Genomic DNA, 25,190 nt, shown 5'->3' on the forward strand with positions numbered 1-25,190 from the left:
CTCGGGCGCGGGCGCGGGCTTCGCCGCGGCGCTGCGCGACCAGCCCAGGTACGCACCGCAGTTGCCGCAGAAGTCGTCCCCTTCTCCGTTGGCCGTCCCGCACTCGGGGCACACCGGCATCCGTCAGCCCTCCGCTCGTCCGGGCAGCCCCGGTGGGCCGGGCAGGATCTCCACCCGGCAGTTCAGGTGGACCGGGCAGCCGGCCCTGACCACGGCCAGCACCTGCTCCGCGTCCGGTTCCGCACCACTCAGGGGCCAGACCTGGACGAGCACCTCGCCATCCCCGCCGGGCGGCAGGGCGACGCCGGGAACGGTCGACCAGGAGACGCCGCCGCCGTCCGTGATCTCGGCCCCGGCTCCCAGCACCAGCCGCAGCCGCTCGACGAGCCCGCGCCGGGTGCCGCGCCAGCGGTGGAGCTCCATCGCGCGCCCGACCACCGCGCGGCGCACCTCGTCCGGCCAGGACGGGTCGACGTCCACCGCGACCCAGGTCGCCAGCCAGTCGAGGAAGTCGGCCGGCGCGAGGCGGGGCCGGAAGTAGGCGGGCAGGTTGTCCAGCGTCGCGAACACCGGGGCGAGGACGGTGTCCAGGCCGGCCGTGAAGCGCTGGGCGAGGTCGTCGTCGGCGAAGAGGGCGGGCAGCAGCTCACCGATGGGGTGCGGGCTCGGCAGACCGGGGACGGCGGCACGCGTCACGACGCGCCCTCCCCGGCGGGCGCCACCGCGGTGACCACCACCTGGTGCTGGTGGGAGAAGACCAGCGCGTCCGCCGGCACCTCGACCCGCTCGGCGGGCGCGCCCCGGCGTCCCGTGATCGGGTCGGCCGGGAAGAGCCGCAGCTCTTCGACCCCCGTGACGGCGGCCACCCGCTGGAGCACGGCGAACACCTCCCCGTACTGGACCGCCCGCCCGAACGGCCAGCCCGTGCCGTCGGCGCCGCCGCGCAGCGGGTTGAGGTACCGGTACAGCGTGGCGAGCACCGCGTCGCGAACGCGGTCGGGGTCCGCGGAGCGGGTCGTGAGCCGGGCGACCACCGTGACGCCCTGGTAGACGGGCGGCTGCACGGCGATCCTGGTGCCGATCAGCCGCCGTTCGTCGAGGGCCGTCGCGACGGCGGCCAGGACCTGTTCGTCGGGGATCAGCTGCTCGAAGCGCAGCCGGTCGCCGTCGTCGGCGACCGCGTCGGGCACCACCAGCACACGGACCGCGCCCGCACCGCCACCGCCGGGCACGCAGCTGATCCGGGCGGCGGACGGCGCGGCCTGGCGGGCGATCAGCTCGAAGTCCCCCGCGGTGACCGCGCGTTCCTGGAGCCGCAGCTGGTGCGGGGCGCGCAGTTTGGCGTTCTCGACGGTCTCGCCGTCCACGCCGCCTCTGGCCGCCTCCCGGTTGTCCACCCGGGCGATGTACGGGACGGAGCTGCGCAGCACGGTGATCGTGCCGCGGGCGACGTTGCCGGCCGTCCCGCCGCCGGTGCGGTAGTGCGGGACCCGGAGGTGGGCACCCTTGGGCGGCACCGCGCCGAAGGAGCGGAGGGTGCCGTCGGGTTCCCGGACGGCCGGCGGGAAGAGGAACTCGCCGGTGGTCGCGTCGAGCATCACGTGCCGGTCGGCCGGGGAGGACTCGCCGAAGTGCTCGACGACCGTCCAGCGCTGCCAGCCGTCGCCGGCCGAGGCCTCGACGACGGGCGGTTCGCCGTCGAGCAGGACCGGCGGCCGGGCGAGCCGGAAGTGCTGCCCGGCGACGCCCTCCGAGGTACCGAGCGACGCGCCGGTGACGGTCTGGGCGTGGACGGCGGTCGCGGTGCCGCCGACGGTGAACACCTCGGCCCGGCGGACGGTCGGCGACTCCGAGTAGAACGGCTGGCCGGCCCGGGGCTCGGTGACGCGGCAGCGCAGCCACGCGGCGCGGCGCCCGGCGACGACCGACGCGGTGTGACCGGCGGGCACGAACACCACGACCTCGCCGGGCCGGTTGAGGCCGCCGGTGGTGTCGGTGCCGGTCTCGCAGGCGGTCCAGCGCGCGCCGTCCCACACCTCCCAGGCCAGCGGCGGCTGGCGCGGGTCGACGCCGACGCCCTCCACCCGGCTGTCGAGCCGGACGATCAGGATGCAGCGGGGCACGACGGCGGGCAGCGCGAAGAGCATCGCGTCGCCGACCTCCGGGCGCGGCTGGAAGCACGGCACGTCCGTCCCGTCGGCCAGCCGGTCCGTGGCGTCGGACTGTTCCCCGGAGGCGGAGAGGGTGACCAGGCGCTCCAGCGAGCTGGGGACGATCGGGAGGTCCTCGGCGGTGGAGAAGACCACCGCCTCGTCGGTCTCGGTGCGCAGCGTGGAGACCTCGGTGCCGGCCCGCAGCAGGACGGTCTCGGGCTGCGCGGCGGAGAGCCAGAAGTCGACGTCGGCGCGGGCGGCCGCGGGCGGGAAGAGCCGGATGCCGAGCAGGTCGAGGAAGGCGGAGTAGTTCTTCTCCGGCACCCGGTTGAGCCGGTAGAGCAGGTGGTCGACGAGGTAGGCGAAGGTCTCGATGAGGGTGACGCCGGGGTCGGAGACGTTGTGGTCGGTCCACTCGGGCGCGCGCTGCTGGACGTACCGCTTGGCCTCGTCGACGAGTTGCTGGAAGCGGCGGTCGTCCAGGTTCGGGGAGGGCAGGGCCATCAGCGCACGCTCCCGTCGAGGGCGTCCGATGACTCCGGGATGGTGTAGAAGGGGAAGACGAGGTTGCGCCGGTCGTTGGTGGCGCGCACGGTGTAGTGGACGTCGATGTAGAGCGTGCCCTCGTCGACGCTGTCGAAGGCGATCGCGACGTCGTCGACCTCGATCCGCGGTTCCCAGCGTTCGAGGGCGATGCGCACCTCGCGGGCGATCCGTCCGGCGGTGGTGCTGTCGCCGGGGGCGAACACGTACTCGTGGATGCCGCAGCCGAATTCCGGGCGCATCGGCCGCTCGCCGGGGGCGGTGCCGAGGATGAGGCGGATCGCCTCGGCGAGCTCCCGGTCACGGTCGACCATGCCGATGCCACCGGTGGCGTTCACGCGCAGCGGGAAGGCCCAGCCCCGGCCGATGAAGTTGCCGGTCATGCGACGCCTCCGATCAGGACGTCGAACGCCCCGGAGGTGACGGCGGCACCGCAGGTCGTCTTGTCGCCCATGCGGGCCGCGGGCAGGCCGCCGATGAGGACCACTCCCCGGGTCACCGTGCCGAGTTGGGGCTCGACGACGTTGGCCGGGCCCATCTCCACGTGCGGGACGCAGGCGTGCAGGCTGCCGACCACCGCGGCGGGCCGGCCGCCGATCAGCACGGTCTCCACGGCGATGGCGCCCGGCGGCGGGGTGGCGAGGACGCCGCCGTGATCGGTGGGGTCGCCGGTCCGGGCTGCGGGGGGCATGTGCGGTCTCCAATCCGAGGGTGCCCGACGGGATCCGGCGGGCCTTTTTCCTTGACACGACGCTCCGTCAGTTGATGTGCACGAAAGCCCCCTTGAGGACCGCTTCGGCCCCGCCGTCCACCGTGACGGCCGTCGTCCCACGAACGGTCACCGATCCGCCGCGCACGTTCACCTCTCCGGTGCCCGCGTCGAGGGTGATGCCGGAGGAGGAGAGGCGAACCGTGCTTCCCCCCGCGCCGCCGGCGCCGTGGACGGTGAGCACGATCTCGCCGTTCTGCTGGTCCAGCTTGACCTCCAACTTCCCGTCCCCGCTTGCCAGTCGGACGCCGGACCGGCCGCCCGGCACGTCCAGCAGCTCCAGGCGGTGGCCCGAACGGGACACGACGGAGCGGCGGTTGACCGTCCCGGCGGCCGCGTCGACGAGCGGCACGTCGTGCGGCGAGGGCCGGTCCACGCCGTTGTAGAGCCCGCCGAGCACGTAGGGGCTGTCCAGATCGCCCTGTTCGAAGCCGACCAGCACCTCGTCGTTGACCTCGGGGCTCACCACGCCGCCGCCCCCGTGGCCGCCCCACTGCACGGTGCGCACCCAGTCGGAGACGTAACTGTCGTCCAGCCAGGGGAACTTCAGTTTCACCCAGCCGCGCCGCCCGTCGCCCGGCTCCCGGACGTCGGTGACGACGGCGACGGCCAGGCCCGGCATCCGCGGCCCGCGCGGCGGCGCGTTGCCGCCGGTGGCCAGCCCGGCCAGGGAACGGTCGGGCGACGCGCTGACGACGACGGTGGTCCGGTAACCGCGGAACGGTTCGACGAGGTGGCGCACCCCGGTGGCGGTGTAGCGGCCGGAGAAGGCGGCGCCGACGTTCCCCAGGGCGACCGCGGTGCCCGCCCGCAGCCGCGGGTTGCCCTCGACGACCGCCTCCAGCTCGCCGAAGCCGGCGGCCACCGAGGCGGCCAGCGAACGCGCCGCGGCCGTCGTCTCGGCCTGGGTGCGGTACGGGGTGTCGGCGACGGTCAGCCGGGCCGGGCCCGCGAAGGCGGAGGCCGCCGCCGAGGGGCTCATGCCCGGCTGCACCGTCAGGGAGGTCACCGACGGCTCGGCGGCGACCAGCGCGCTCTTGGTCGTCACGTTCCAGCCGCGCGCCTCGACGGTGTCCGCGCCCGCGCCGCCCGTCAGCACGCCGCGCAGCTCCAGCAGGTTGCGGCCGTACTCCAGGACCAGCGGGCTCTGCGGCGCCGGCGTGGAGGGGGCCGGCGCCCCGGACGCGGGCTCGGGCCTGACGAACTCCAGCCGCCCGTCGTCGTCGGCCCGCACCTGCGCGCCGCTCTCCAGTGCCAGGAACTGGAGGAAGTCCCAGTCCGGGACGTTCGCCTGGGAGAGCTGCTGGTGGACGACCGGGAAGGAATCGACCCGCCCGCAGGTCAGGCCCGCGCCCGCCGCGACCTCGCGGACGATGTCGGAGGTCGTCATGTTCCGGAACGCCTTCACCCGTCGCCCGCGCATCAGCCGGTGCGTGACCGCCGACGCCCGCACCACGGTGTACGAGCCGGTGGTGTCCACCTCCAGCTCCAGCGCCGTCACCTCGCCGGTGAACAGCCGCACCTGGGTGTGCCCCTGCACGGTGACCACGGACACCCGCAGCTTCGTGCCGATGGTGATCCCGGTCGCGGTGAGGAAGGCGTGGTCGGCGTCCCGGAAGGTCAGGACGGCGGTGTCGGGCAGGCCGACGCTCTCCTCGATGTCGCAGGACACCAGCTGCGCCGCCCAGGCCGGCGGCAGCGGCCCCGGCGCCTCGACGACGGGATCCGCGGCGAACGGGCGGCCGCCCCGGGCCTCGGGGGTCGTCACGCGTGCCCTCCCCGGGTGAGTTCGTCGGTCCCCGGCACGATCAGCTCCGCGCCGGGAACGAGGACCAGCGGATCGTCGATGTCGTTGGCCTCCGCGATCGTGCGCCAGGCCGTCGCGTCCCCGTAGGCGCGCCAGGCGAGCAGCGGCAGCGTGTCGCCCGCGATCACCCGGTGGGTGCTGCGCGCCTCCGGCGATCCCGAGGTCGGGTTCTGGCCGGCCGGGTCGACGCTGGCCTCGTCGATCGTGAGCGAGCAGACCGCGCGCAGCGGATTGCCGTCGACGTCGAAGAGCGTGTAGGTGACGGAGAGGCCGGTCAGCACCCCGTTGAACGAGGTCGTCTTCAACGTGCCCCAGTCCAGCCGGATCCACGGGCTGGCCGGCGTCTTGCGCGCCAGGCTCGTCGGGGTGGGCACGCACGCCGTCATCAGCTGCTCCACCGCCCGCTCCACCGAGTTGTCGTGCGTCGCCGTCGAGTCGAGGAACACGTCGAGCGAGAGCGACCGCGGCCCGCTGCCGACGAACTCGGGCAGCGCCGACTGCCCCGCCATCCGCGACGGTGTGCGCCGCCACTCCGTCGTCTTGCGCAGCACCAGGGTCGCCGGGTTGAACTGCAGCGGAAGCCGCGCGATCACCCCGCTGGGCTGGGCACCGACCGTGGACGGGGGCTCCATGATGGTCAGTTGGGCCCGGGTGACGCTCGCGGGGACCGCGGGGGACATCCTTGCTGCTCCTCTGGTGGACGGGACGGGTTCGGGCCACGTGTCAGGACGGGCGCAGGCCCGCGTGGGCGATCTCCAGGGTCTCCATCGCGGCCTGGGAGTCGGAAGGGTCGAAGGACGGGCCCTCCCATCGCACCGGGACGATCCCGAGCACCTGCCAGCCCACGATCCGGCTCAGGTCCGGCCGCAGCGCCACGATCTCGCCGTCCTTCGGCTCGACCCTCCGGACGATCTCCCCCAGCCAGCGCGCGATCTTGGCGGTGTCCGCGGTGACCGCGCGGGTCAGCGTGATGTTCGACCAGGTGATGCGGCCCGGCAGCTGCCACGCGAACCCGTTGTTGCCGCCCTCCGCGTACTGCTCGATCTCCACCTGGGCGCCGAGCCCAGAGCAGGTGGCGAAGTCGCCCAGGTCGTTGCCGCCGATGGTCAGGCTGAAGAACACGCTGCTCGCGAAGATGTTGTCGGTCATCGGTCCGTTCCCGTCCCCTGGTGCTTCCGGCGGTCTGCTTCCTGCGTCCGGCCTGCTGCCGTCCCCGGTCAGCGGCGCATGTCGTACGGCCTCCCGGCGCGCTCCCTGCCCCTGCGCAGCTCGGTGCGCAGCAGGCGGCCCAGCGGTTCGACGAGGCGTCGGGCCAGGTCGTCGAGGTCGGCAGGACCGGGGGTGGCCGTCTCGGGTGGGGCCGCCTCGGGTGGGGCCGCCTGGGACGGCGACGGCGCAGAGGCCTGGACGGTGGCCGGTTTCCGCGCCGGTACGGCGGTCAGCGGCACCCCGGACAGACCCGCCTGCGCGGCCACCCGTTGGAGCGCTTGCGCCGAGACGGGCGGCGGGGGCGCGGCCGGCAGGGTCCGCTGCGCCACGGGCTGAGGCGGCGCAGCGGGCGGCTGCGCCGGGGAGGGCTGCGGGATCCGGGCAATGGCGGGCAGCCGCTGGAGCACCGGGGCCGCGACGGGCACGGGCCGGACCAGCGGAAGGCGCCGGGCGGTCACCGCAGCGGACGACGGACCGGATCCGGTGGGCGTCGGGTGCGGTGCGGGGGCGGGTTCGCGGGTGCTCATGACGGTGCTCAGCGGCAGCGCGGCAGGTGTGGCTACGACCGGTGCCCCGAGGGGAAGCGTCGAGCTCCCCGGGAGCGCCGGCCGATCGTCGCCGTGCTCCGACGAGCGCACGGAGCCCGGTCGTTGCACAGCCGTCCTGCCGCCGGGTCCCGACGACCGTCGGGAACGCCACCGTTGAACCGCCGCAGCGATCCCGCGCCTGCCTGACGACCGTCCCGGATCGGCCGCGTCATTCGCAGCTGTCCGGCCGACCGTCGGCGCCGTTCGGCCGGGGGCCCCGGACGAGGCCGAACTCTCCCATGGCAAGGGGCGATCGACTGCCACGCGTTCCTCTCTGTCCTCCGACGAGCCTCGCGACCGCGAACGTTGCACGGCCACCGCGTCGCCCCGCCGCACCGAACTCGCCTGCGAGGAGGGTCGATCGGTCCGGCCGTTCGCGGAATCCGCCGCCTGGGCCCCGGTCCGCGCCCCGAGCGCACGGGGCCAGGCCGCCGGAACCACCGGCGGGGCGGGTGCTGCGACGGGAGTGGCGGGAGCGGTGCCGCCGGTCGTCGCCGACGGCCCGACGAGGGCGACGGTCATGCGGTGAGCACTGAGCAACCCTCGTCTGGGGCCTGCGGGTTCGGCGTCTCTCTGCACAGCGCGACCGCCACCGACCGGACGAACCGGAACCACAGCGGGAGCCGCCGGGCCGGCGGCGTCTCCGAGCGGAACGGGATACCGGTCACGGGGCCGGGACGCGGGGGCCGTCGACGGCCGGACGGTCGAGCCACCCGTCACGTCCGCGTCACCGGCGCGTCGGCCGTCGGCGACCCGGCCGTCCCGGCCCACCGGCCGTTCGTCGTCAGGTAGGCCTGCTGCCATCCCGGTCGTGCCGTCGACGGCACGCTGTACGGGCAGTCCTTCGCCGGATGCCGCCGTGCCCCGCTCCAGCGCCTTCCCCGCAGCCGGGCCCACGACCCGCCGGACCGGCCGTCGCCCACCGAGCAGTGGAGCAGTGCCGCCCGGCGCGGCCGCAGCGGCGGGCGCGCCCTCTTCCGCCGCCCTCCCGCCAACTCGCCCGACAGGCCCTCGCCCACCGGGCGGCGAGGCAGCGTCACCCGGCGCAGCGGCCGTCGGCGGCAAGGCGTCGAGGGGCGCGCCCAAGCCCCCTCGCATGCGAGCGGGAACCGGGTCGGGCCGGGACCGTCCCGACGGCGCCCCGGACGGCGCACGCTGCACAGACACCTCACGGACCGCCCCACCCCGCGAACGCGACGGCACCTCGGACGGCACACCCGGCACAGACACCTCACGGACCGCCCCACCCCGCGAACGCGACGGCACCGGGCCGCCCCGGTCGGGGGCCTCCGCGGGTGCGCCCGCCACCGGGCCGGTGCGTCCCGTATCAGCGGAGATCACGGGCATGGCCGGCGCGCCCGACACGGCCTGCGGAGCGGCAGTGGCCGAAGGGGCGGCGCTCGCGGGCAGCGACGCCATGGGCTCGCCGAGGACCGGGCGGGCAGCTCCGCCCTCGCCCGGCACGGCGGCACGCTGGACCGGCCCTTCGGCCTGCCTCTCCGGCGCCGGCACGGAACGAGCAGCAGCCTCGCTGCCCGCAGCAGCCGCAGGTCGCGGCCCGCCCCCGCCCCGGCTCGACGGCTCGCCGACGGCCTCCGGTGTCCCGCCCGAACCGCGTACGACCGCGACGGGCCGCACGGACAGGCCGCGGGGACGCCGCGCGACAGTCAGCGCTTCACCGACGGGACGCAGCCGCACCGCACCGCCGACCGAGCGCACCTCGTCGTTCCCGCGCTCGGGCACGGTGCCGGCACCCGGCGCGGGCGTGCCGGCCGTCGGCACAGCCGACTCCCGCACACCCGGCACCAGGCCGGACGTCGACACGCCACCGGCGTCGGCACCCTCCGGAACGGCCCGCCGCTCCGGCGCACCCGCCCGCACCGCACGCTGCACCGCCCGTGCGGGAAGCCGCCGCACCGGGACAGCACGCTGAAGCAGCCGCTGAGCCGGCCGGGCATCCCTCGGCTGCCCCGGCTCCTCCGCCGCGCCCGCGCCCCACACGTCCGGCAGCACGAGCTCGTCCGCGCCCCCGACCGTCGACGGGGAGCCCGGTACCGCCACCGCCCGCAGGATCCCCACGGGAGCGCCCGGGAGGACGGCGTGCCCGAGCGGCCCGCACAGCGAGGGATCCTGCCAAGAGGCGAGCCTGGCACGGAAGTTCAGACCGTCACTGACGCCACGCGCCGCCCCGCCCAGGGTCGGGACCAACGGCGCCACCTCGCGCCATCCCCCGTCCCCCGACGCCGGGCGCCGCCGCTCGACACCGCCGGCAGCAGCGGCGGCGACCCCCGCGCCCCCTTCAGGACCATCTCCCCGTCGCCGCCCGAACCGGTCCCGCAGACCCATCAGCCCCTCACCCACCCTCGCTGATCCGGGTGTTGAGCCGCGCGATCTCGCGCACCCACTGCCGGCGCTCGTGGTGGGTCAGGTCGAGGATGTCCTCGCGCTGCCAGTGGAAGTGGTAGGCGATGTACGCGATCTCCTCGTGCAGCCGAGCAGGCGCGTACGTCACGATTCCCCCAGGCGCCCACCGGCGAGGTCGACTTCGAAGGCGCCGTCGCAGTGCGGGCAGGTCACGGCGGCGCGGGTGTGGCCCTCGCTGTTGACGCGGTGGTAGAGGTCCTGGAGGAACGCCACGTCGGTGGCGTACATCCGCTCGACGACGCCGGCGTGCACGTCGGTGATGTCGCCCAGCCGCGTGATGACGTGGCTGAGCAGCACGACGCTCAGGTAGGCCGGGTTCTCCTTGACCCGCAGGTCGATCTGCGGCATCAGTTCGTCGCGGGCGGTGGCCCGGCGCATCGTGCCGTACCGGTGGACGGTGCCCTCGTCGTCCACGTACCCGAGCGGCAGCTCGAACTCGAACTCGCTGTGCGGCGCCCGCTCCCGGGCGCCGACGGGTCCCGGGACCTGCTGCTGCGGCGCGCCGCCCTGCTGGGCGGCGGGCGCCCGTTCCAGCAGTTCGTCCAGACCGATCTTCCGCCTCACTCGACCGAGATCTCCTCGAACACGATGGTCACGGTCTCGGTCGCCGGGCTCGATTCGCCCGCGCTGAGCGTGGGGCCCTCCCAGCGGCTCGCCCAGGCGTTGGTGAGCTGGATGCGGCGCAGGGTGGCACCGGTGGTGTCCTTGACCTCGATGGTCAGGTTCTGGCGCGCGGTGTTGATCGCCCCGTTGTTGAGGGTCTCCTTGATCCAGTTCGTGAACGCGCTGCTCTTGTCGAGGCCGCGGGTGATCGTCACCTCGCCGGGCAGCCGGGCACCGGGCTGCTTGCGGACGATGAGTTTGCCCTCCTGGGTCACCTGCTTGTACTCGACGACGTCCTGCTCGACCGTGAGGTTGCTGACCTCCTTGACCGACTCGACGTTGTAACCGCCGAGTTGGACGCCGAATATGTGTGTGGAGAGCGGATCGCCTTCAGCCATGGCGTGCTGTCACCTTCCCATTCCCGTAGGTGCCGACGGTGCCGGTCACTCGTTGACGAGGCTCGTGCTGTCGGAGAACTGGGCGAGCCGGAACACCACGAACTCCGCGGGCTTCACCGGCGAGACCCCGATCTCGCAGATCACCTGTCCGAGGTCGATCGACTCCGGCGGGTTGTTGTCGCGGTCGCACTTGACGTAGAAGGCCTCGGCCGCGGTCTGGCCGAACAGTGCGCCGCGCCGCCACTCCTCGGTGAGGAACGCGGTGATGTTCCGGCGGATGCTGGACCACAGCCGGTCGTCGTTGGGTTCGAACACCACCCACTGGGTGCCGACCAGGATCGACTCCTCCAGGTAGTTGAAGAGCCGACGCACGTTCAGGTACCGCCACGCGGGGTCGGAGGAGAGGGTCCGCGCGCCCCAGATCCGGATGCCGCGCCCGGGGAACGCCCGGACGCAGTTGACGCCGATCGGGTTGAGCAGGTCCTGCTCGCCCTTGCTGAGGCGGATCTCCAGGTCGACCGCGCCCCGGATGACCTCGTTGGCCGGCGCCTTGTGCACACCGCGCTCGGCGTCGCTGCGCGCCCACACCCCGGCGACGTGCCCGCTCGGCGGGACCAGCGCGTTCCGGCCGGTGGCCGGGTCGAAGACCTTGATCCACGGGTAGTAGAGCGCGGCGTAGCGGGAGTCGAAGCCGGCTTCGTCGTTGCGCCAGGTGCGCATCTGCTGGGCGTTGAGGCCGGGCGGCGGGTCGAGGACGGCGATCCGGTCGCCCATCTGCTCGCAGTGCGACATCACCGCCAGCTGCACCGTCCGCAGGCCCTCGTCGTCGAGGTCGCCGCGCTGGTGGGCGCTCATGAGGTCGGGCACGGCGACCATCGTGATCTCGTCGATCGCCTCCAGGCCCGAGAAGCCGGTCCTGGCCGCGGCGTCGCCGACGTACTCGGCCGGGTCGAGCCGGGCCGGCGGGGCCGGGGCCGGTGCGGGTGCCGGAGCGGCGGCCAGGGCGTGGGTCAGGCGCTCGGGGCGGCTCGGCGCGGCGCCGGGCTGCTCGGCGACCGCGACCAGCTTCGACTCGCGCAGCTGGGTGACGACGTAGCCCTTGGTGTTCCGGCGGGTCGAGACGTCGTACGTCTCGACGACCTCGGCGCCCTTGCGCACGAGCACGCGGAACCGGTCCTCGGGGACGTTCTCGCCCTCCGCGTCGGCGATCTCGACCGACACGTCGCCGCCCGCGCCGGGCAGGGCCGAGAAGAGGAGGCCCGAGACGGCGACGGGCGGCGGCGCCACCGGGCCGGGCACGACACCGGGGGCCCGCCGCGCCGGGTCGCCGACCCGGACGACGTAGGCCGAGCCGCCGCCGTTGGCGAAGTAGCCGTACACGGCGTGCGCGAGGTAGGTGCCCTCGGTGAAGCCGCCGAACCGCTGGACGTACTGGTCCCAGTTGGTCACCAGCGTGGGCTCGTGGAACGGGCCGGCCTCGGCGAAGCCGACGAACGCGGCGACGGCCGTGCCGACGCCCTCGATCGGGCGGGCACCGGACTGGACCTCCTCCACGTACACGCCCGGTGTGAGGTACGACGGCATTCGCGCTCCTTCGGGTGGCGGTCGGTCGCCCCCGAGTCTGCTGCCCGCGCGGCGCCCGGGGACATGTCCGGCGGTCCCGGACCGGGGGCAGGGAGGACTGTCCCCGGCGGGCAGCCACAAGCGCCGCAGACGGCACAGCCGGCCCGGACGCCCCGGGCGGGCTCAGCCGTGCCCGGCGTCCCCGAGGACGCCCAGCCACGGCCCGAACTCGCTCTCCAGCACCAGCCGGCCCAGCTTGCGGTACTCGCCGACCACCGCCGCGACCAGTTGCGCCATGCCCAGCGGGGCACCCGTCCCGGCGGCCAGGTAGGCCGCGGAGACCGCGCAGGCCCGGATGGAGCCGCCGGTGAGCTCGAAGTTCCGGGCGCAGAAGTCCAGGTCGAGGTCGTCGCCGCGCGGCAGCCACGGTCCGAGGCAGCGGTCCCACAGCAGGCGCCGCTGCGCCTCGTCCGGCAGCGGGAACTCCGCGATGACGTCCAGCCGCCGGGTGAACGCGTCGTCGAGGTTGGCTCGCAGGTTGGACGTCAGGACGGCGATGCCGTCGAAGGACTCCATTCGCTGGAGCAGGTAGGCCGTCTCCAGGTTGGCGTGGCGGTCGTGGGCGTCCTCGACCTTGGAGCGCTTGCCGAACAGCGCGTCCGCCTCGTCGAACAGCAGGACGCCGTTGACCTGGGCGGCCTCGGTGAAGACGCGTTCCAGGTTCTTCTCGGTCTCGCCGATGTACTTGTCCACCACGGTGGAGAGCTCCACGACGTACAGTTCCATGCCGAGTTCGGCGGCGACCACCTCCGCCGACATGGTCTTCCCGGTGCCCGACTCCCCCGCGAACAGGGCGATCACGCCGTTCCCCCGGCCGCCGCCGGGGCGCATCCGCCACTGCCCGAGCACCTGGTCGCGGTGGCGGGCCCGCAGCACGAGCTCCCGCAGCCGACCCTCGGTGGGCGGCGGCAGCACCAGATCGGACCAGCCGACCGCGGGCTCGATCCGGCGGGCGAGGCGGGCCAGACCGGCCGCGTTCTGGGCCCGGACCGCGGCCCGCACGTCGTCGGCGCGCACCGGCCGTTGCTCGGCCGCCGCCGTCCTGGCGGCCACGGCGGCGGCCCGCCGCAGCTTGTCGCGGTCGAGCCGGTAGGCTGCCACGGCCTCCGCCAACTCCTCGCTCAGCGGCTTCGGTTCGTCCTCCTCCGGCACGCCTCCCAGTGCGCGGGCCCATTGCTCGGCAAGCCCGTGCGCGTCCGGCGGGGGGACGGTGACGGCCACCGGGCTCTCGTCGGCCCAGGCCGGGTCCCACACCTGCGGGCCGTGCACGATCAGCGGGACGCCGGCGAGCGCGGCGCACAGCTCGCGCAACAGGGCGGCACGCTCGGGCCGTTCGGGTTCGAGCCGGTCCAGCGGGCCGAGCACCACACCGCTCCCGCCGAGGCGCGCCTCGCGGGCGAGCACCCGCACGACGGCGCCCTGCGGACGGGCGGCCAGCACGGCCGCGTCCACGACCAGGGGCGGACGTCCGTCGGCTGCCAGGGCTGCCACCGCCAGGGGGCCGGCGTGGCCGCTCCGGTCCAGGAGGTGCACCAGCCCGCCGTCCGCCGCGAGCGAGCGCAGCCGGTCGACGGGCTCTCCGGTGCCGGGGGCGACCCGGCGGGCCAGCCCGGCGAGTGCGTCGTCCGGCTCGTCGTCGCCGAGCAGGTGGGCCGCCACGCGGTCCGGCACGCGCAGCGGGCGGGAGAGCAGCGGGCGCTCCGGCTCGGTGATCTCCAGGAGGCCTCCGGCGATCAGCGGGGCCCGCACGGAGAACCGGAGGCGGCCGGCGCCGGCGGCGGGCAGTCCGCACAGGTCGAGGGCCAGGCCGATGGTCGCCCGGCGTTGGGTCAGGTCGTCGTTGAGGTAGCCGTAGAGCTGCTCGAAGCGGGTGTCGAGGTCGGGCGCGAGGGCCACCAGGAGGAGGTCCAGGTCCACCGGGAGCAGCCCGAAGGCCGCGCAGAGCCGGGCGAGCCGCGAGCCGGGCGGCGGCGGGTCCGTACGGTCGCCGCCACGGCCCGTCGCGGCGGAGGCCGCCAGGATCCGCTCGACCGCCTCCGGGCCGAGGTACTGGCCGCGGTAGGGGTCGTCCGGGTCGGGGTCGGCGGCGCGGCGCTCGTGGACGGCGGTGCGGACGCGCTGCTCGACCCGGTGCAGCCGTTCCCACAGGTGGTCGGCCGGGGGCTGGGACGCGGCTCGCGACGGGACGTGAGCCGGAGCCACCCCGGCGCGGGGGTTCACCGCGTCCCGCCACGCGGCCGGCGGCCCGGCGGCAGCCCGCGTTCCCGCGGCGCGGCGAAGCCGTCCGGGCCCGGGTCCGTGCCGCCGCGGTAGCGCAGTCGGCGGCCCGGGTGCCCGGCGGGTGCCGGGTGGTCCCGGGTGGTGTCCTCGGCGCGCACGACGAGCCCCTCGGTGACGGGCGGTCCGGCCGGGCTCAGCGCGCCGGCCAGCGGGGCGAGCACTCTCAGGTCGATCGAGGGCCGCAGCTCCCCGCCGAGCGCGGACCACACGTCGGACACCGACGGAAGGCCCGAGTCGCGCCCGGCGATGTCGAGGCCGACGGTCAGCCCGAGCCGGGCGAGCGTGCCGGTCAGCACCCGGGCGGGCAGCGCGTCCACGGCCGTCAGGCACTGCAGCACCTCGGCCAGCAGCCGGTGTTCGTCCTGCGGCCGGTTGGTCCAGACGGTGACCAGGTAGGCCAGCTCGAACCAGCGGGGCGCGGCCCGGTGGCCGACCACCACCCCCTCCTCGTCGTACTCGGCAGCGGCGCCGGCCTGCCGACGGGCCGTGTCCTCGCGCATCCCGTAGAGGAACACGTCGACCGTCGGCGCGACCCGCCGGGCCGCCAGGTCCCGCGTGGGCGCGTCGAACACCACCTCGACACCGCGCTCCGGCAGACCGGCCTCGGCGAGCAACAGGCGCAACGCCTCGTCGACCTCGTGGATCACCGCCGCACCGCCTCCCCCGCGAACGGGGCGATCACGCCGATCACCGCCGCTCCACCTCCCCCGGCGGGCCGATACTGCCCTCCACGACGAGGAACGGGCAGGTCACCGGCGAGAACCCGGGACCGTCGGCGGTGATGGTGCGCGGGCCCGTCTCGTCCTTGGGGAGGATCAGCAGCTGCCCGGCGAACGTCCCGTCGGCCCGCGGGTAGGTGGGCGCCGCCGAGGCGGTGATGCCGGGCTGCCAGGTGAACCGCACCGGCGCGCCGGGCGGGAAGTCCACGCCGCGGACGGAGGTGACGAAGCCGGGCTTGCCGATCGGCGGCACCGCGACGATGCGGGGCTGGAGGATGCGCAGCGGCGTGCTCGCCCGGTGCGGTCCCGGTGCGGCGTCGGTGCCGGTGGTGGTGAGTTCGGCGGTGACGGTGGTGTCGAGCGGCGCCACGGGGGACAGCACCACGCGGACCACCTGGCTGCGGCCGGGCCGCAGGTCGGCGAGCGCACAGGTCCCCGCCCGGCAGCCCGGGGGCAGCGCCTCGGTGGGCACGCCCGGGGGCAGCCCGAGGGACAGGCGCAGCCCGGTGGCGAGGGCCTGACCGCTGTTGCGCACGGTGTAGGTCACGGTGACGTGGCCGCCGACGTAGCCGGGGTCCGGCTGGGCGGCGACGGCCACGCCGGGGCCGGCCGCCGGCTGCGGGCCCGGCTGCCCGTGGGGCTCGGTCGAGCCGGGCGGCGGTGCGGGAGCCGGCGACGTCGGCGTCGGGGTTTGCGTGGGCGAAGGCGTCGGCGTTGCCGTGGGCGAAGGCGTCGGCGTCGGCGTCGGGCTCGGCGCCTGCAGCACCGGCAGGACCGTCTCGGCGAAGTCGTCCTCCGGATTCGGGTCGACGACCGTCCCGGTGACGCTCCAGCCGAACGGCTGCGGCCCGCTGCGGGCGCCGATCAGCGTGGCGGTCACCCGGACCTCCGCGCCCGGCGCCAGGGTGCCGAGCTCGCAGCGCAGCGCGGCGGCGTCACACGTCCCGACCGGGGTCTTCAGGCCGCCGAGCCGGGCGCCGGTCGGCACCGAGACGGTGAGCGCCGTTCCGGGCGAGGGGGCGGGGCCCTTGTTGGTGACGGTGACCGGCACGTCCGTGGCGGTGTCGACGGGGACGTCGGGGGTCCGGGCGGGCGCCTTCAGCCCGAGGTCGACGGACTGCTGGACGGACGGTTCCTTCTGGCGTCCCGGCAGACGCCGGTCGAGCGGGGTGAGCGTGCCGTCGGCGACGTCGTAGATGCCCAGCCCCTCGGGCGAGTTGGGCGGCAGCGCCCGGCGCGAGGTGAGCACCAACTGAGCGCCGTTCGCCGTCCAGGCCACGTCGCGGGGCTGGTACGGGCCGGTGGCGGAGGTGTCGGGCAGCGTGCGGGTGCAGGCGCCCTTGTCGTCGCGGAGCCCGGCGGGCAGGACGACCGTGCAGTCGGCGCCGGTGGGCGAGGTGACCAGCACGCCGTCCTGCCGGTTGTTCCCGCCGTCGCCCGCCTTGCGGTTGAAGGCGATGCGGCGGCCGTCGGGCGAGAACACGGGGCTGTCGTCGATGACGTTGCAGTTGCCCGGGCAGATCGCCTTGCTGAGGTCCCTCTGCCGGGTGAGGTCGTCGGCGGGCACGGTCCAGACGTGCAGGTTGCCCGCGTTGCCGTCGACCACGGCCGTCCGGGAGAAGGCGATCAGCTTGCCGTCGGGGGACCAGAAGGGCTCGCCGTCCGAGGCTCCCTGCTGTCCGGCCGGCGGGTCGACGGCGCCCACGACGGCGCCCGTGGACACGTCCGCGATCAGGATCCGGCCCGGCCGCGCGGGCGTCTGGCCACTGCCCGGGGAACTGCGGCTGAAGACGATCAGCTTGCCGTCCGGCGAGAGGGAGGGGTCGGTGTCGCGGTCGCCCGGGCGGCGCCCGGCCAGGTTCACCGGGTGCGGGTTCGAGCCGTCGGCGTCGACGATCCAGATCCGTTCGATCCGGCCGGCCGGGGAGTCCTCGTAGCGGGTCACCACGATCTGGCGGCCGTCGGGCGTGTAGGCCTGCCGCTCGTACCAGGGGTCGTAGCCGGGGCGGGGGTGGAAGAGCGGGTCGGCCGCCGGGTCGGTGCTGGTGTTGGTGTCGGCGGCAGGGTCCTCCCTCAGCACGCTGATGCCGAGGTCGCGCGGATCGGCGCCGTCGGGGCGGACGTCCTGGAGGTCGGCGACGTTGGCGGCGGACGCGCTGGTCTGCTCCACCACGGGGCCACCCTCGGCCTGGGTGCCGAGCCACGTCGGCGTCGCGATCAACCGATCGGTGCTGTAGAGCAGTTGGGGCGCGGTGCAGTCGCAGGTCGGCGCGCGGTAGAGGTGCACGACCGGCGGCTGCGACGGATCCGCCGGGGGGTTGGGGGTGGCCGGGTCGGGGCTGAGGAAGAGGACGCCGGTGCCGTCGGCCAGCCAGGAGGCCGAGCCGGTCCTCCATGTCGAGCCGGTGCCGGGGAAGAAGGCCTTCTCCCCGCCGGTGGGCGAGGTGAGGATGAGCGTCCGGCCCTTGTCGCCCTGGTCCCAGGTGTAGACGATCTGGTTGCGGTGCTCGTTGTCGTCGAGCGGGTTCCAGGTCGGGTCGACGGCGTTCCCGCTGGTCACGTTGGTGATCCTGGTCGGGGGGCCGCCGGCGAACGGCCGCAGGTAGACCTGGGTGTGCGCAGGGTCGCCCGTGCACGCGTACGCGACCCACCTGCCGTCCGGCGAGACCGTCGGGTGCGTCTCGTCGGCCGCACCGTCGGTCAGCCGTCGCAGGCCGCCGCCGTCCCGGTTCACCACCCACAGGACGTGCTGGGACGTGCCGCCCGTCCCGGTGGGCTCCAGCGCCTCGAAGACGACGGCCTTGCCGTCCGGCGCGAGCGCGGGGTGGGCGGTGTCCATGCCGGTGGTCAGCCGGTGGACCGCACCGGCCGCGTCGCGCAGGTACACCTGCGGCAGCGGGCCGTCGCGCAGGCTCGTGAAGACCAGCTCGCCGCCCCGGGCCGAGGGGTCCTGGTCGAAGTGGATCGGCCCCGGACCGAACAGCGGCGTGCTGTCCGCCGCGCCGGTCACCCGGCCGAGGCCGCGGTGGTTCGTGCCGGCGAAGACGATCCGTCCACCGGGCGCGTCGGCGGTCACGGCCGGGGCGGCGCGGCCGCCCGACCCTCCGGGGGCGGAGCCCAGGGTCAGCACGGCCGCCGCCAGCGCGAGCAGGACGGCGACGGCGGCCCGGGCCGGCCGCCGGTTGGAGCGGGGAGTGCCGGTGGCGCCGGTCACGCTCGACCTCACAGGTTGCAGGGGCGGTCTCCCCGGCAGTCTCACCGGCCCGGGCGCCCGGGAACAGGGCCCGGGCACCCGATCCGGGGGTAGCGGCCGCTGTCCCCGGAGGGCAGGACGCCGCGGCCCCGGGGCCCGCCTGCCGACGGGGGTTCGAAGGCGGGCCCCGGCGCACCGCCCCTCAGATGAGTCCGCGTCGCATCGCGAATCCCACCGCGTGCGCCCGGTTGCGCAGGCCCAGCCGCGTGATGATCTCGTGCAGCACGTTCTTGACGGTGCGTTCGGAATAGGAGGTCTTGGCGGCGATCTCGCTCGTGTCGAAGCCCTCCGCCACCAGCCGCAGCATCTCCACCTCCCGGGCGGTCAGCGTCGACAGGGTCAGCCCGCGCCCGTCGAGCATCGTGCGCTGGAGCACCCCGATCCGGTCGAGCAGTTCGCCGAGCAGGTCCCCGGGCATCACGCCCTCACCGTTGGCGAGTGCGGTGATGAGGTGCACCAGCCGGTCCTGATCCGCCTCCGAGCGCCGCAGCACCGCCGCGACCCCGTGCTCGACGATCGTCTGCAGCCCGCCGGCCTCGAAATGGCCCACCACCAGGCCTATTCGGCCCGAGGTGGCGAGCCGCAGCCGGCGCAGCCGCTCGGCCACCACGTCGGTCAGGGCGTCCACCACCAGCAGGGAGACGTCCGCCTTCCCCGCGTCCGACTCGTTCAGCAGCTCCACCTCGGGCCGCTGGCGCAGTTGCTGGACCACGCCGGTCTGCAGGATGAGGTCCTCCGCGTACACGGCCACGCGCACCTGGCCCGGCCTGCCCGGTACCTGGCCCGCCGCGCCGGACGGTCGGCCCGCCGCACCGCGCACCGGCTGGACGGGGACGCGCGCCGCACCGGACGGACGGGCGCTGCCGGACCGTGGCGCCACCGGGGTCCGCCGGGTGGTGGCGGCTTCCTCGCGGGACGCATCGGTCGACGTCGACGTCATCGAACACTCCATTCTGCAGTGGACCTGCGGTGTGACGGCCGTCCGCCGCGGGGCGGGACCGGCCGTGGGCCTGAGTGGGGGCGCCCGGCTCGCGCGCTGCTGCGCGGCGGCACCGGACGGGGGTGCGTCGTCCGCCCGTGACGAGGGCGGCCTGTCCGCGCGGGGCAAGGGGTGCGGCCCACGGCTTGCCCGCACGGCCCTCTCCGCGGACGGGTCGGCGGTCCTACCGTCACGCTATGACCACATCCGCCGAACTCGGCCTGCCCACGCTGACGGTGGCGCCCGGTGGCGTGGCCACCACGACGCTGACCGTGCGCAACGGTCTCGACATCGTCGAGGCGTACTCGCTGGAGGTCGTCGGCGACTGCGCCGCGTGGACGACGGTCGAGCCGGCCCGCGTCTCCCTCTACCCCGGAACGTCCACGACGGTGACGGTGCGCCTCGCCCCGCCCCGGTCGCCCACCGCGCGCGCCGGTGAATTCCCGCTCGGGATCCGGGTGCTGCCCACGGAGCGCCCCGAGCTGGTGACGGTCCCGGAGACCACCGTCACCGTGACCCCGTTCCAGGAGCTCCAGGCCGCGATCGCCCCGCGCCGCCGCCGTGGCTGGCTGCGCGGGCGCTACCGGACGTCGGTGCGCAACCTCGGGAACGCCCCCGGCGGAGTGGTGTTCACGCCCGGACAGGCCGGTGAGGACCTGCGGTTCAAGGTCACTCCGGAGAAGCTGCGCCTGGAACCCGGCGAGTCCGGCGAGGTGCGCCTGCAGGCACGCGCCCGCAAGCTCATCTGGTTCGGCAAGCAGGCGTCCTGGCCGTTCGAGGTCACGGTGGTCCCGGAGGAGGTGAAGCCCGCGAAGGAACCGGCCGGGAGCACCGGCACCCCCGCCGACGTTCCGACGGTGACTCAGCGACCGCTCCTCAGCGGAGAGTTCCTTCAGCTCCCGATCTTCCCCAAGTGGCTGCTCGCCCTCCTGGCGGCACTGATCGCTCTGCTGCTGGCCTGGTTCGCCCTCGTCCGCCCGGCGGTGCGCAGCTCCGCGAAGCAGGCCGCCGAACAGGCCGTCGCCCAGCAGAGCGCCACCCCCGGCCCGGCCGCCGGCGCGCCCCCGGGAGCCCCGGCCCCCGGGGGCGCCCCCAGCCAGGGGAAGCCCGGCGCCGGCCAGCCGAGCGCGGCGCAGCCGGGAGCCGGGCAGCCGACCACCGGCGGCCGCGGCGGCCCCGGCCCGGGCCTGGCGGTGCCGGGCACCGGACAGCAGAGCTCCGCCACGATCGACGTGCAGACCGCGAACGCCGCTTCGTCGTCCGGCAGTTACCAGGTGCCGCACGGCAAGGTCTTCGACATCACCGACATCGTGGCCGCCAACTTCCAGGGGGACCAGGGGCTGTTGACCATCACCGCCGGCAAGCAGACGATCACCACCATCGCGCTGGAGACCTTCCGCAACCAGGACTACCACTGGGTGACTCCCATCCAGGTCCCGGAGGACCAGGCCGTGACGGTGAACGTGACCTGTGAGACGCCCGGCACCCCGGCCTCCGGAAAGCAGGCGTCGGCGTGCCACGAACTCCTCAACATCAGCGGAGCGTTGAGCGACATCAGGCAGGGAAACTGACTCGGCGCGCGTCCTGACGTCCGTTCCCCCGGGAACCGGACCGGAAAGGTGCACCCGGCGCCCCACCCGTGTCAACGGGACCCTTCCGCCGGAACGGGCCCGCCCACCTCCGCGATCTCCCCCTCCCCGATTCCCCTCCCGCACCCCGTGACCATGTCAACACTCGGTGGACACCCTCGCTCGTTCGGGCACCGACCGCCAACTCCGGTCGACCGGCCCCCGCACGCCCACCCTGCCCTCCCGGGGAACCCTGTCGGGCCCCGGCGGGCAGCCGGCCCGTCCCCGCGCGGACGGCTCGATGTGCCCCCGACGCGCTGCTGACGTTCCGTCGATCCGGACTCAGCGTTGCGCTGATCCCGCACCGAAGACGGCACCAGGGCCGTACGTACACCGAATCACCACAAGACCGGACCGCCACACCGAGGAAGCCCCACTCGACGCTCGCGTTCCCCGAACCGCCCCCGAACGCGCGACGGGGCCGGGGCCAGGGCCAACCCCACCCGCGCCCCGGCGGCCCCGGACGTCACCCCGACCGTCGGCCACTCACTCCATGTGCTCACCGAGAACGAACGCCGCGGGCCGGCGGTCCTTCAGCACCTCGGCCGGCACGGACCGGGATGACTCGACCACCTCGCACAGCGGGACCCTCCCCTCCCTCTCCACCGGCCGCCCCTCCAGCACGACCAGCGCGTGCAGCACCTCCTCGCCCCACGGACCCGACGGCGTTGCCCGACAGGCCCTCGAAGCGGTGCCCGGGCAGCGCCGCGTCGTGCACCCCGCGTGACGACCTCCTCGATCACCTCGGCGTCAAGGAGGGCCCGGACCTGGTCGACCACCGTGCGGCCGTCCTCCAGCGGAACCGGCGGACGCACCGTGAGGGAGTCGCCGACCTCGTCCGCCGCCATGACCGCCCCGGTGCCGACTCGCACGCGCGCCGGCTCCTCACACACCCTGGACGTGTGCACAGTTGTGCCCCTTCGTGCCGCCTGTGCCATGATCGTCTGCCGTCATGCCGTCAGGTCGACCTCGGGGGGACACATGAGCCGGATCAACTGCCCGCAATGCGGGACGCTCGACCAGGTGCGGAGCGTCCCCAGCATCTACGAGTCGCAGACCAGCACGTACTCCGGAACCAGCACCGGCTACTCCTCGGGCGTCGCGTACGCGCGCGGGGTCGGGGTCATCCCGAGCTTCGGCAGCTCGACCGTCCACAGCTCCGGCTCCACCAGCAGTCTGCTGGCGTCCCACATCGCGCCGCCGCCCCCGCCGCGGCTCGCGCAGCCGGGCGGCGGGTGCGGGCTCGCGGTCATCCTGGCCGTCGCGGCGGCCTGGGGGGTCGTCCTGCTGCCGTACCTGTTGACGTCCGGCGACAAGAACGCCGGACAGAACACGGCGATCGCGTTCACCGTCCTGGGCGGCCCGTTCGTCTGCGCGGCGGTGATGATGCTGATCAATCGCGCGAAGTCCCGCCGCCGCGCCCAGGAGGCTTTCCAGGCGCACTCGGTGGTGTACCCCTCCTTCGCGACCGCCTGGAGCGCCGCCTACCTGTGCCTGCGCTGCCACGTCGCGTACGTGCCGGACGGCGCCCTCGGAATCGGCGCCTCGCCGGCCGTCCCGGTGCACCGCTTCCCGGACCTGGTCGCCACCACGGCAGCCCGCCTGCGCGGCGAGTTGTGACCGACACGCGCGACCCTCTCCGGCACGCCGGCCGGCGCCGTCGTCGGTGATCCGGCGGCCGGGCCGAGCTGACGGCCGTGGCCTCCCCTGCGACGACAGCCACTGCGGCGGCCTGGGAGCCTGGCTCCTCGTCCGCCTGCAGGAGCAGTCTTCAGTGACCGACCGGCCCGGCCCCGCCCGTCCGCGCCCTGACCCGTACGGCCGACACCCCATGGCCGTCGAGCTCCGCGTCCGTGGCCCCCAGGCCTTGGTGTGCTCCCCCCCGGTACCGGCCGATGGCCGGCGGCATCGGCTCGTCCATGAACGGCAGCGGCCGGCCGGCGCGAAGCCGCCGGCGGCGCCTCACCCGTCCGACGACGGGGAGTACTGCGCCAGTCCGTTGCCGAGCGACCAGTCGATCGGCGCGTTCTCGGTCAGGGTGACGAACACGTTCCGCGGCTCGGTGCCCGCGTACTGCTCGGCGAGTTCGGCGATCCGCCGGTACAGGGCGCGCTTCCTGTCGGGAGTCCGACCGGCGCGCAGGGTGATCGCGATGTAGACGATGCCCTCGTCACGCTGCACGCCGAGGTAATCCCCGTACCGCAGCGTGCTGTTGACGCCGTCGTGACCGACCAGGACCTGGAACAGGTCGTCCGGCGGAATGCCGATCGTCTCCATCAGGGCCTCGTGCACCGCGCGGCCGAGTGCGTCCAGGCGGGCGCCGTCGGCCCGCAGGGCATCGATCCGGACGAACGGCATGGCGGGTCCCTCCCCATCGACCGACCACGCGCCGTGGAGCCACGGCCGTGGGACTGTTCCATCCGCCCATGATTGTACATACCAGTAGGTACAGATGCGTCTGCCAGGTGGGCTCCCGGTCCCCCGGCGGGCCTCGCCGATCTACGCTCGCTCACATGCCGCAGGCCATACGCCTCCACATCACCACCCTCCCGGGCCGCGGCCAGGAGCAGATCGACGCCTACGGACGCCTCGCGCCGCTCGTGCGGGCCGAACGGGGATGCCTGCAGTACGACCTGCACCGGTTCGTCGGCGGTCCGGACCGGTTCGTCCTCACCGAACTCCGCTCGTCAAGCGAGGCGTTGGCCGCGAACGCCGCCGGCCCGACGTTCCGCGCGGGTCCGGCGCGGGTGATCGAGGTCGAGGCCGAGCCGGTGGCCTGGGCGGACGAAGGTGGGCGCCGGCCACCGGCGCGACGGCTGATCAGCCCGGGATGAGGCCCTCGCCTCCGAGCATCTCGCGGACCTCCTCAAGGGAGGCCTCGGGAGGAGGAAGGATCAGCTCGGACGGCTCCAGAGCGTCGTCCGGCAACGGAGTGCCGAGACGTCGCACCGCCTCCAGGAGCTCCCCCAGGGTCCGCCGGAAGCCCTCCTCGTCCCCGCTCTCCATCTCCGCGAGCAACTCGTCGTCGAGCGCGTTCAGCTCGGCGAAGTGGGAGTCGGCCAGCCGCACCTGCCCCTCGCCCATGATGCGCACGATCACCGTGGTCTCCTGTCCCGAAAGCGACGTCCGGCACCACGCCGGAACTGCCCGGCAACCCCACCAGACCGCGCGTCCCACCCACCCAGACATGCCGCCGCGTTCACGCTCAGCGGACGGTCAACCACTCCTTCGGCCGCCGTCCGCCTCGCCGCACGGTCCTCACCGCCCCCGGCGATCCGTCAGGAACCCCAGGCGGGTGCACCAGCCCCGGGGGTCGGGCTCGGGTCGACGTTTCCGACCGTCATCACGACGTCCCCGCCGGACCACCAGTGACGATCGTCCGACCGCCGGGTCCGAACGCCCGGTCCGGAACCGCAAGCCCATCACCGGACGGACGGGCCGTTACGCTGAGCCGGTCCACAGGATCTGTACGAACGCTCGGCGGGCCGCTGTCCGAGCCCTCCGAGAGGCGCTGCCGATGCACCCGAGCGTTGCCCGGCTGACCGGGATACTGCCGCCGCACCCGGGAGCCGGCGATCCCGTCGACTGGGACGAGGCGGCCGCGAGGTGGGGCACTCGGTTCCCGTTGGACTACCGGGACTTCGTGTCCACGTACGGTGGCGGGTCGATCAACGCCTCGTTCGCCATCGGGCTGCCGCTGAAGGTCGCCGCACCCCCTGGCGGTCCCCTGGGCTTCGAGGAGCTGACGGAGGACGGGCACGCCCTGCTCGACCCGGACGCCGACGGGAACCTCCCTCCTCTGCACGGACGGATCTCGTGGGCCACGGACTGCAGCGCCGGCCACGCCTTCTGGGACACCGCCGACCCGGACCCCGACAAATGGACCACGCTGGTGCTCGACCGCTACGGCGACTGGACCGCGTACGACTGCGGCATGGCCGACTTCCTCGTCGGGTTCCTGACCGGGGGGATCAGCCCTCAACCGATGGGCATGTTCTCCCGTGACCGGCCGGTCTTCCTGAACTGGCGCGAGGAGCGGCGGCTCAGGGGAGCGGGCATCACCCCCTGGCCCGGCCTCTGACCCTGCGCGTTCGCCGCAGGCCGAACGGGTTCCCGAGCCTGACGGCGGTTCGCGCCTGAACGTTCCGGTGGTCAGCAGGTGGTATTCAGCCGGAGTACACGGCGTCTCAACGTTGTGTCAGCAGAGTTCGGCAG

General features: G+C 74.6%; 23 protein-coding genes. 4 read left to right on the forward strand and 19 right to left on the reverse strand.

What is annotated here, in order from left to right; all coding sequences use genetic code 11:
- Positions 1-123 precede the first annotated feature (123 nt).
- The 16 genes from AB0C76_RS30555 to AB0C76_RS30630 all read right to left on the reverse strand — a co-directional run bounded on the left by AB0C76_RS30555 (position 124) and on the right by AB0C76_RS30630 (position 19,308).
- Entirely contained in the window at positions 124-696 is a 573-nt protein-coding gene (locus AB0C76_RS30555) for a phage tail protein I (RefSeq protein ID WP_359971781.1), read from the reverse strand.
- Positions 693-2,657, reverse strand: a complete 1,965-nt coding sequence (locus tag AB0C76_RS30560; protein ID WP_359971783.1) for a putative baseplate assembly protein — start codon at positions 2,655-2,657, stop codon at positions 693-695. Before AB0C76_RS30560 ends, AB0C76_RS30555 begins: the two co-directional genes overlap by 4 nt.
- Positions 2,657-3,079, reverse strand: coding sequence for a GPW/gp25 family protein (locus AB0C76_RS30565; protein ID WP_359971785.1), 423 nt, complete (start codon positions 3,077-3,079; stop codon positions 2,657-2,659). Before AB0C76_RS30565 ends, AB0C76_RS30560 begins: the two co-directional genes overlap by 1 nt.
- Positions 3,076-3,387 carry a PAAR domain-containing protein gene (locus AB0C76_RS30570; protein ID WP_359971787.1) on the reverse strand — a complete coding sequence of 104 codons (312 nt, stop codon included), beginning with the start codon at positions 3,385-3,387 and terminating at the stop codon, positions 3,076-3,078. The genes AB0C76_RS30565 and AB0C76_RS30570 overlap by 4 nt, the downstream gene beginning before the upstream one ends.
- 67 nt (positions 3,388-3,454) lie before the next feature.
- On the reverse strand, positions 3,455-5,233 hold the full coding sequence (locus AB0C76_RS30575) for a VgrG-related protein (protein WP_359971789.1): 1,779 nt from the start codon (positions 5,231-5,233) through the stop codon (positions 3,455-3,457).
- Entirely contained in the window at positions 5,230-5,952 is a 723-nt protein-coding gene (locus tag AB0C76_RS30580) for a LysM peptidoglycan-binding domain-containing protein (protein WP_359971791.1), read from the reverse strand. The genes AB0C76_RS30575 and AB0C76_RS30580 overlap by 4 nt, the downstream gene beginning before the upstream one ends.
- A 43-nt stretch (positions 5,953-5,995) precedes the next feature.
- Entirely contained in the window at positions 5,996-6,421 is a 426-nt protein-coding gene (locus AB0C76_RS30585; RefSeq protein WP_359971792.1) for a phage tail protein, read from the reverse strand.
- Between the two features lie 68 nt (positions 6,422-6,489).
- Positions 6,490-7,008 (reverse strand): hypothetical protein, encoded by a 519-nt coding sequence (locus AB0C76_RS30590; protein WP_359971794.1) that lies wholly within the window; start codon positions 7,006-7,008, stop codon positions 6,490-6,492.
- A gap of 2,413 nt (positions 7,009-9,421) precedes the next feature.
- A complete protein-coding gene (locus AB0C76_RS30595; protein WP_359971796.1) occupies positions 9,422-9,580 on the reverse strand; it encodes a DUF6760 family protein in 159 nt (52 codons plus the stop codon).
- Entirely contained in the window at positions 9,577-10,056 is a 480-nt protein-coding gene (locus tag AB0C76_RS30600) for a hypothetical protein (protein WP_359971798.1), read from the reverse strand. The genes AB0C76_RS30595 and AB0C76_RS30600 overlap by 4 nt, the downstream gene beginning before the upstream one ends.
- Positions 10,053-10,493, reverse strand: coding sequence for a phage tail protein (locus tag AB0C76_RS30605; RefSeq protein ID WP_359971800.1), 441 nt, complete (start codon positions 10,491-10,493; stop codon positions 10,053-10,055). The genes AB0C76_RS30600 and AB0C76_RS30605 overlap by 4 nt, the downstream gene beginning before the upstream one ends.
- Positions 10,494-10,538: 45 nt before the next feature.
- Entirely contained in the window at positions 10,539-12,077 is a 1,539-nt protein-coding gene (locus AB0C76_RS30610) for a phage tail sheath family protein (protein ID WP_359971802.1), read from the reverse strand.
- Between the two features lie 162 nt (positions 12,078-12,239).
- Complete coding sequence (locus tag AB0C76_RS30615; RefSeq protein ID WP_359971843.1) at positions 12,240-14,318, reverse strand: ATP-binding protein; 2,079 nt, start codon at positions 14,316-14,318, stop codon at positions 12,240-12,242.
- 14 nt (positions 14,319-14,332) lie between these two features.
- Entirely contained in the window at positions 14,333-15,043 is a 711-nt protein-coding gene (locus tag AB0C76_RS30620) for a DUF4255 domain-containing protein (RefSeq protein ID WP_359971804.1), read from the reverse strand.
- A gap of 40 nt (positions 15,044-15,083) precedes the next feature.
- Entirely contained in the window at positions 15,084-18,329 is a 3,246-nt protein-coding gene (locus AB0C76_RS30625; RefSeq protein WP_359971806.1) for a hypothetical protein, read from the reverse strand.
- A gap of 181 nt (positions 18,330-18,510) precedes the next feature.
- Positions 18,511-19,308: a LuxR C-terminal-related transcriptional regulator gene (locus AB0C76_RS30630; protein WP_359971808.1), complete on the reverse strand. Its 798-nt coding sequence runs from the start codon at positions 19,306-19,308 to the stop codon at positions 18,511-18,513.
- A 236-nt stretch (positions 19,309-19,544) separates the two neighbouring features.
- Here AB0C76_RS30630 and AB0C76_RS30635 point away from each other — a divergent pair, with 236 nt between their 5' ends.
- Positions 19,545-20,918 (forward strand): hydrolytic protein, encoded by a 1,374-nt coding sequence (locus AB0C76_RS30635; protein ID WP_359971809.1) that lies wholly within the window; start codon positions 19,545-19,547, stop codon positions 20,916-20,918.
- Positions 20,919-21,461: 543 nt separating this feature from the next.
- On the opposite strand, the gene AB0C76_RS30640 is transcribed toward AB0C76_RS30635, so the two are convergent.
- On the reverse strand, positions 21,462-21,617 hold the full coding sequence (locus tag AB0C76_RS30640; RefSeq protein WP_359971811.1) for a hypothetical protein: 156 nt from the start codon (positions 21,615-21,617) through the stop codon (positions 21,462-21,464).
- A 339-nt stretch (positions 21,618-21,956) separates the two neighbouring features.
- On the opposite strand from AB0C76_RS30640, the gene AB0C76_RS30645 reads away from it, so the two are divergent.
- Positions 21,957-22,595 (forward strand): hypothetical protein, encoded by a 639-nt coding sequence (locus AB0C76_RS30645; RefSeq protein WP_359971813.1) that lies wholly within the window; start codon positions 21,957-21,959, stop codon positions 22,593-22,595.
- A gap of 342 nt (positions 22,596-22,937) precedes the next feature.
- Here the strand turns inward: AB0C76_RS30645 and AB0C76_RS30650 are convergent, their stop codons facing one another.
- Positions 22,938-23,333 (reverse strand): tautomerase family protein, encoded by a 396-nt coding sequence (locus tag AB0C76_RS30650; RefSeq protein ID WP_359971815.1) that lies wholly within the window; start codon positions 23,331-23,333, stop codon positions 22,938-22,940.
- 155 nt (positions 23,334-23,488) lie between these two features.
- Here AB0C76_RS30650 and AB0C76_RS30655 point away from each other — a divergent pair, with 155 nt between their 5' ends.
- Positions 23,489-23,809: an antibiotic biosynthesis monooxygenase family protein gene (locus AB0C76_RS30655; protein WP_359971817.1), complete on the forward strand. Its 321-nt coding sequence runs from the start codon at positions 23,489-23,491 to the stop codon at positions 23,807-23,809.
- Here the strand turns inward: AB0C76_RS30655 and AB0C76_RS30660 are convergent.
- On the reverse strand, positions 23,796-24,074 hold the full coding sequence (locus AB0C76_RS30660; protein WP_359971818.1) for a hypothetical protein: 279 nt from the start codon (positions 24,072-24,074) through the stop codon (positions 23,796-23,798). The genes AB0C76_RS30655 and AB0C76_RS30660 overlap by 14 nt on opposite strands.
- Before the next feature lie 418 nt (positions 24,075-24,492).
- On the opposite strand from AB0C76_RS30660, the gene AB0C76_RS30665 reads away from it, so the two are divergent.
- The gene (locus tag AB0C76_RS30665) at positions 24,493-25,056 is read left to right on the forward strand and encodes an SMI1/KNR4 family protein (RefSeq protein ID WP_359971820.1); all 564 of its coding nucleotides are present in this window, start codon (positions 24,493-24,495) and stop codon (positions 25,054-25,056) included.
- Positions 25,057-25,190: the final 134 nt, after the last annotated feature.

Source organism: Kitasatospora sp. NPDC048722, assembly GCF_040650235.1.
In the GTDB taxonomy this organism is placed as follows: Bacteria; Actinomycetota; Actinomycetes; order Streptomycetales; family Streptomycetaceae; genus Kitasatospora.

What these genes read in the sequence shown, in the direction of transcription:
- AB0C76_RS30560 (WP_359971783.1), bottom strand. Translation starts at nt 2,657, where the DNA reads ATGGCCCTGCCCTCCCCGAACCTGGACGACCGCCGCTTCCAGCAACTC.
- AB0C76_RS30565 (WP_359971785.1), bottom strand. Translation starts at nt 3,079, where the DNA reads ATGACCGGCAACTTCATCGGCCGGGGCTGGGCCTTCCCGCTGCGCGTG.
- AB0C76_RS30570 (WP_359971787.1), bottom strand. Translation starts at nt 3,387, where the DNA reads ATGCCCCCCGCAGCCCGGACCGGCGACCCCACCGATCACGGCGGCGTC.
- AB0C76_RS30580 (WP_359971791.1), bottom strand. Translation starts at nt 5,952, where the DNA reads ATGTCCCCCGCGGTCCCCGCGAGCGTCACCCGGGCCCAACTGACCATC.
- AB0C76_RS30585 (WP_359971792.1), bottom strand. Translation starts at nt 6,421, where the DNA reads ATGACCGACAACATCTTCGCGAGCAGCGTGTTCTTCAGCCTGACCATC.
- AB0C76_RS30590 (WP_359971794.1), bottom strand. Translation starts at nt 7,008, where the DNA reads ATGAGCACCCGCGAACCCGCCCCCGCACCGCACCCGACGCCCACCGGA.
- AB0C76_RS30605 (WP_359971800.1), bottom strand. Translation starts at nt 10,493, where the DNA reads ATGGCTGAAGGCGATCCGCTCTCCACACACATATTCGGCGTCCAACTC.
- AB0C76_RS30610 (WP_359971802.1), bottom strand. Translation starts at nt 12,077, where the DNA reads ATGCCGTCGTACCTCACACCGGGCGTGTACGTGGAGGAGGTCCAGTCC.
- AB0C76_RS30630 (WP_359971808.1), bottom strand. Translation starts at nt 19,308, where the DNA reads ATGACGTCGACGTCGACCGATGCGTCCCGCGAGGAAGCCGCCACCACC.
- AB0C76_RS30635 (WP_359971809.1), top strand. Translation starts at nt 19,545, where the DNA reads ATGACCACATCCGCCGAACTCGGCCTGCCCACGCTGACGGTGGCGCCC.
- AB0C76_RS30645 (WP_359971813.1), top strand. Translation starts at nt 21,957, where the DNA reads ATGAGCCGGATCAACTGCCCGCAATGCGGGACGCTCGACCAGGTGCGG.
- AB0C76_RS30650 (WP_359971815.1), bottom strand. Translation starts at nt 23,333, where the DNA reads ATGCCGTTCGTCCGGATCGATGCCCTGCGGGCCGACGGCGCCCGCCTG.
- AB0C76_RS30655 (WP_359971817.1), top strand. Translation starts at nt 23,489, where the DNA reads ATGCCGCAGGCCATACGCCTCCACATCACCACCCTCCCGGGCCGCGGC.
- AB0C76_RS30665 (WP_359971820.1), top strand. Translation starts at nt 24,493, where the DNA reads ATGCACCCGAGCGTTGCCCGGCTGACCGGGATACTGCCGCCGCACCCG.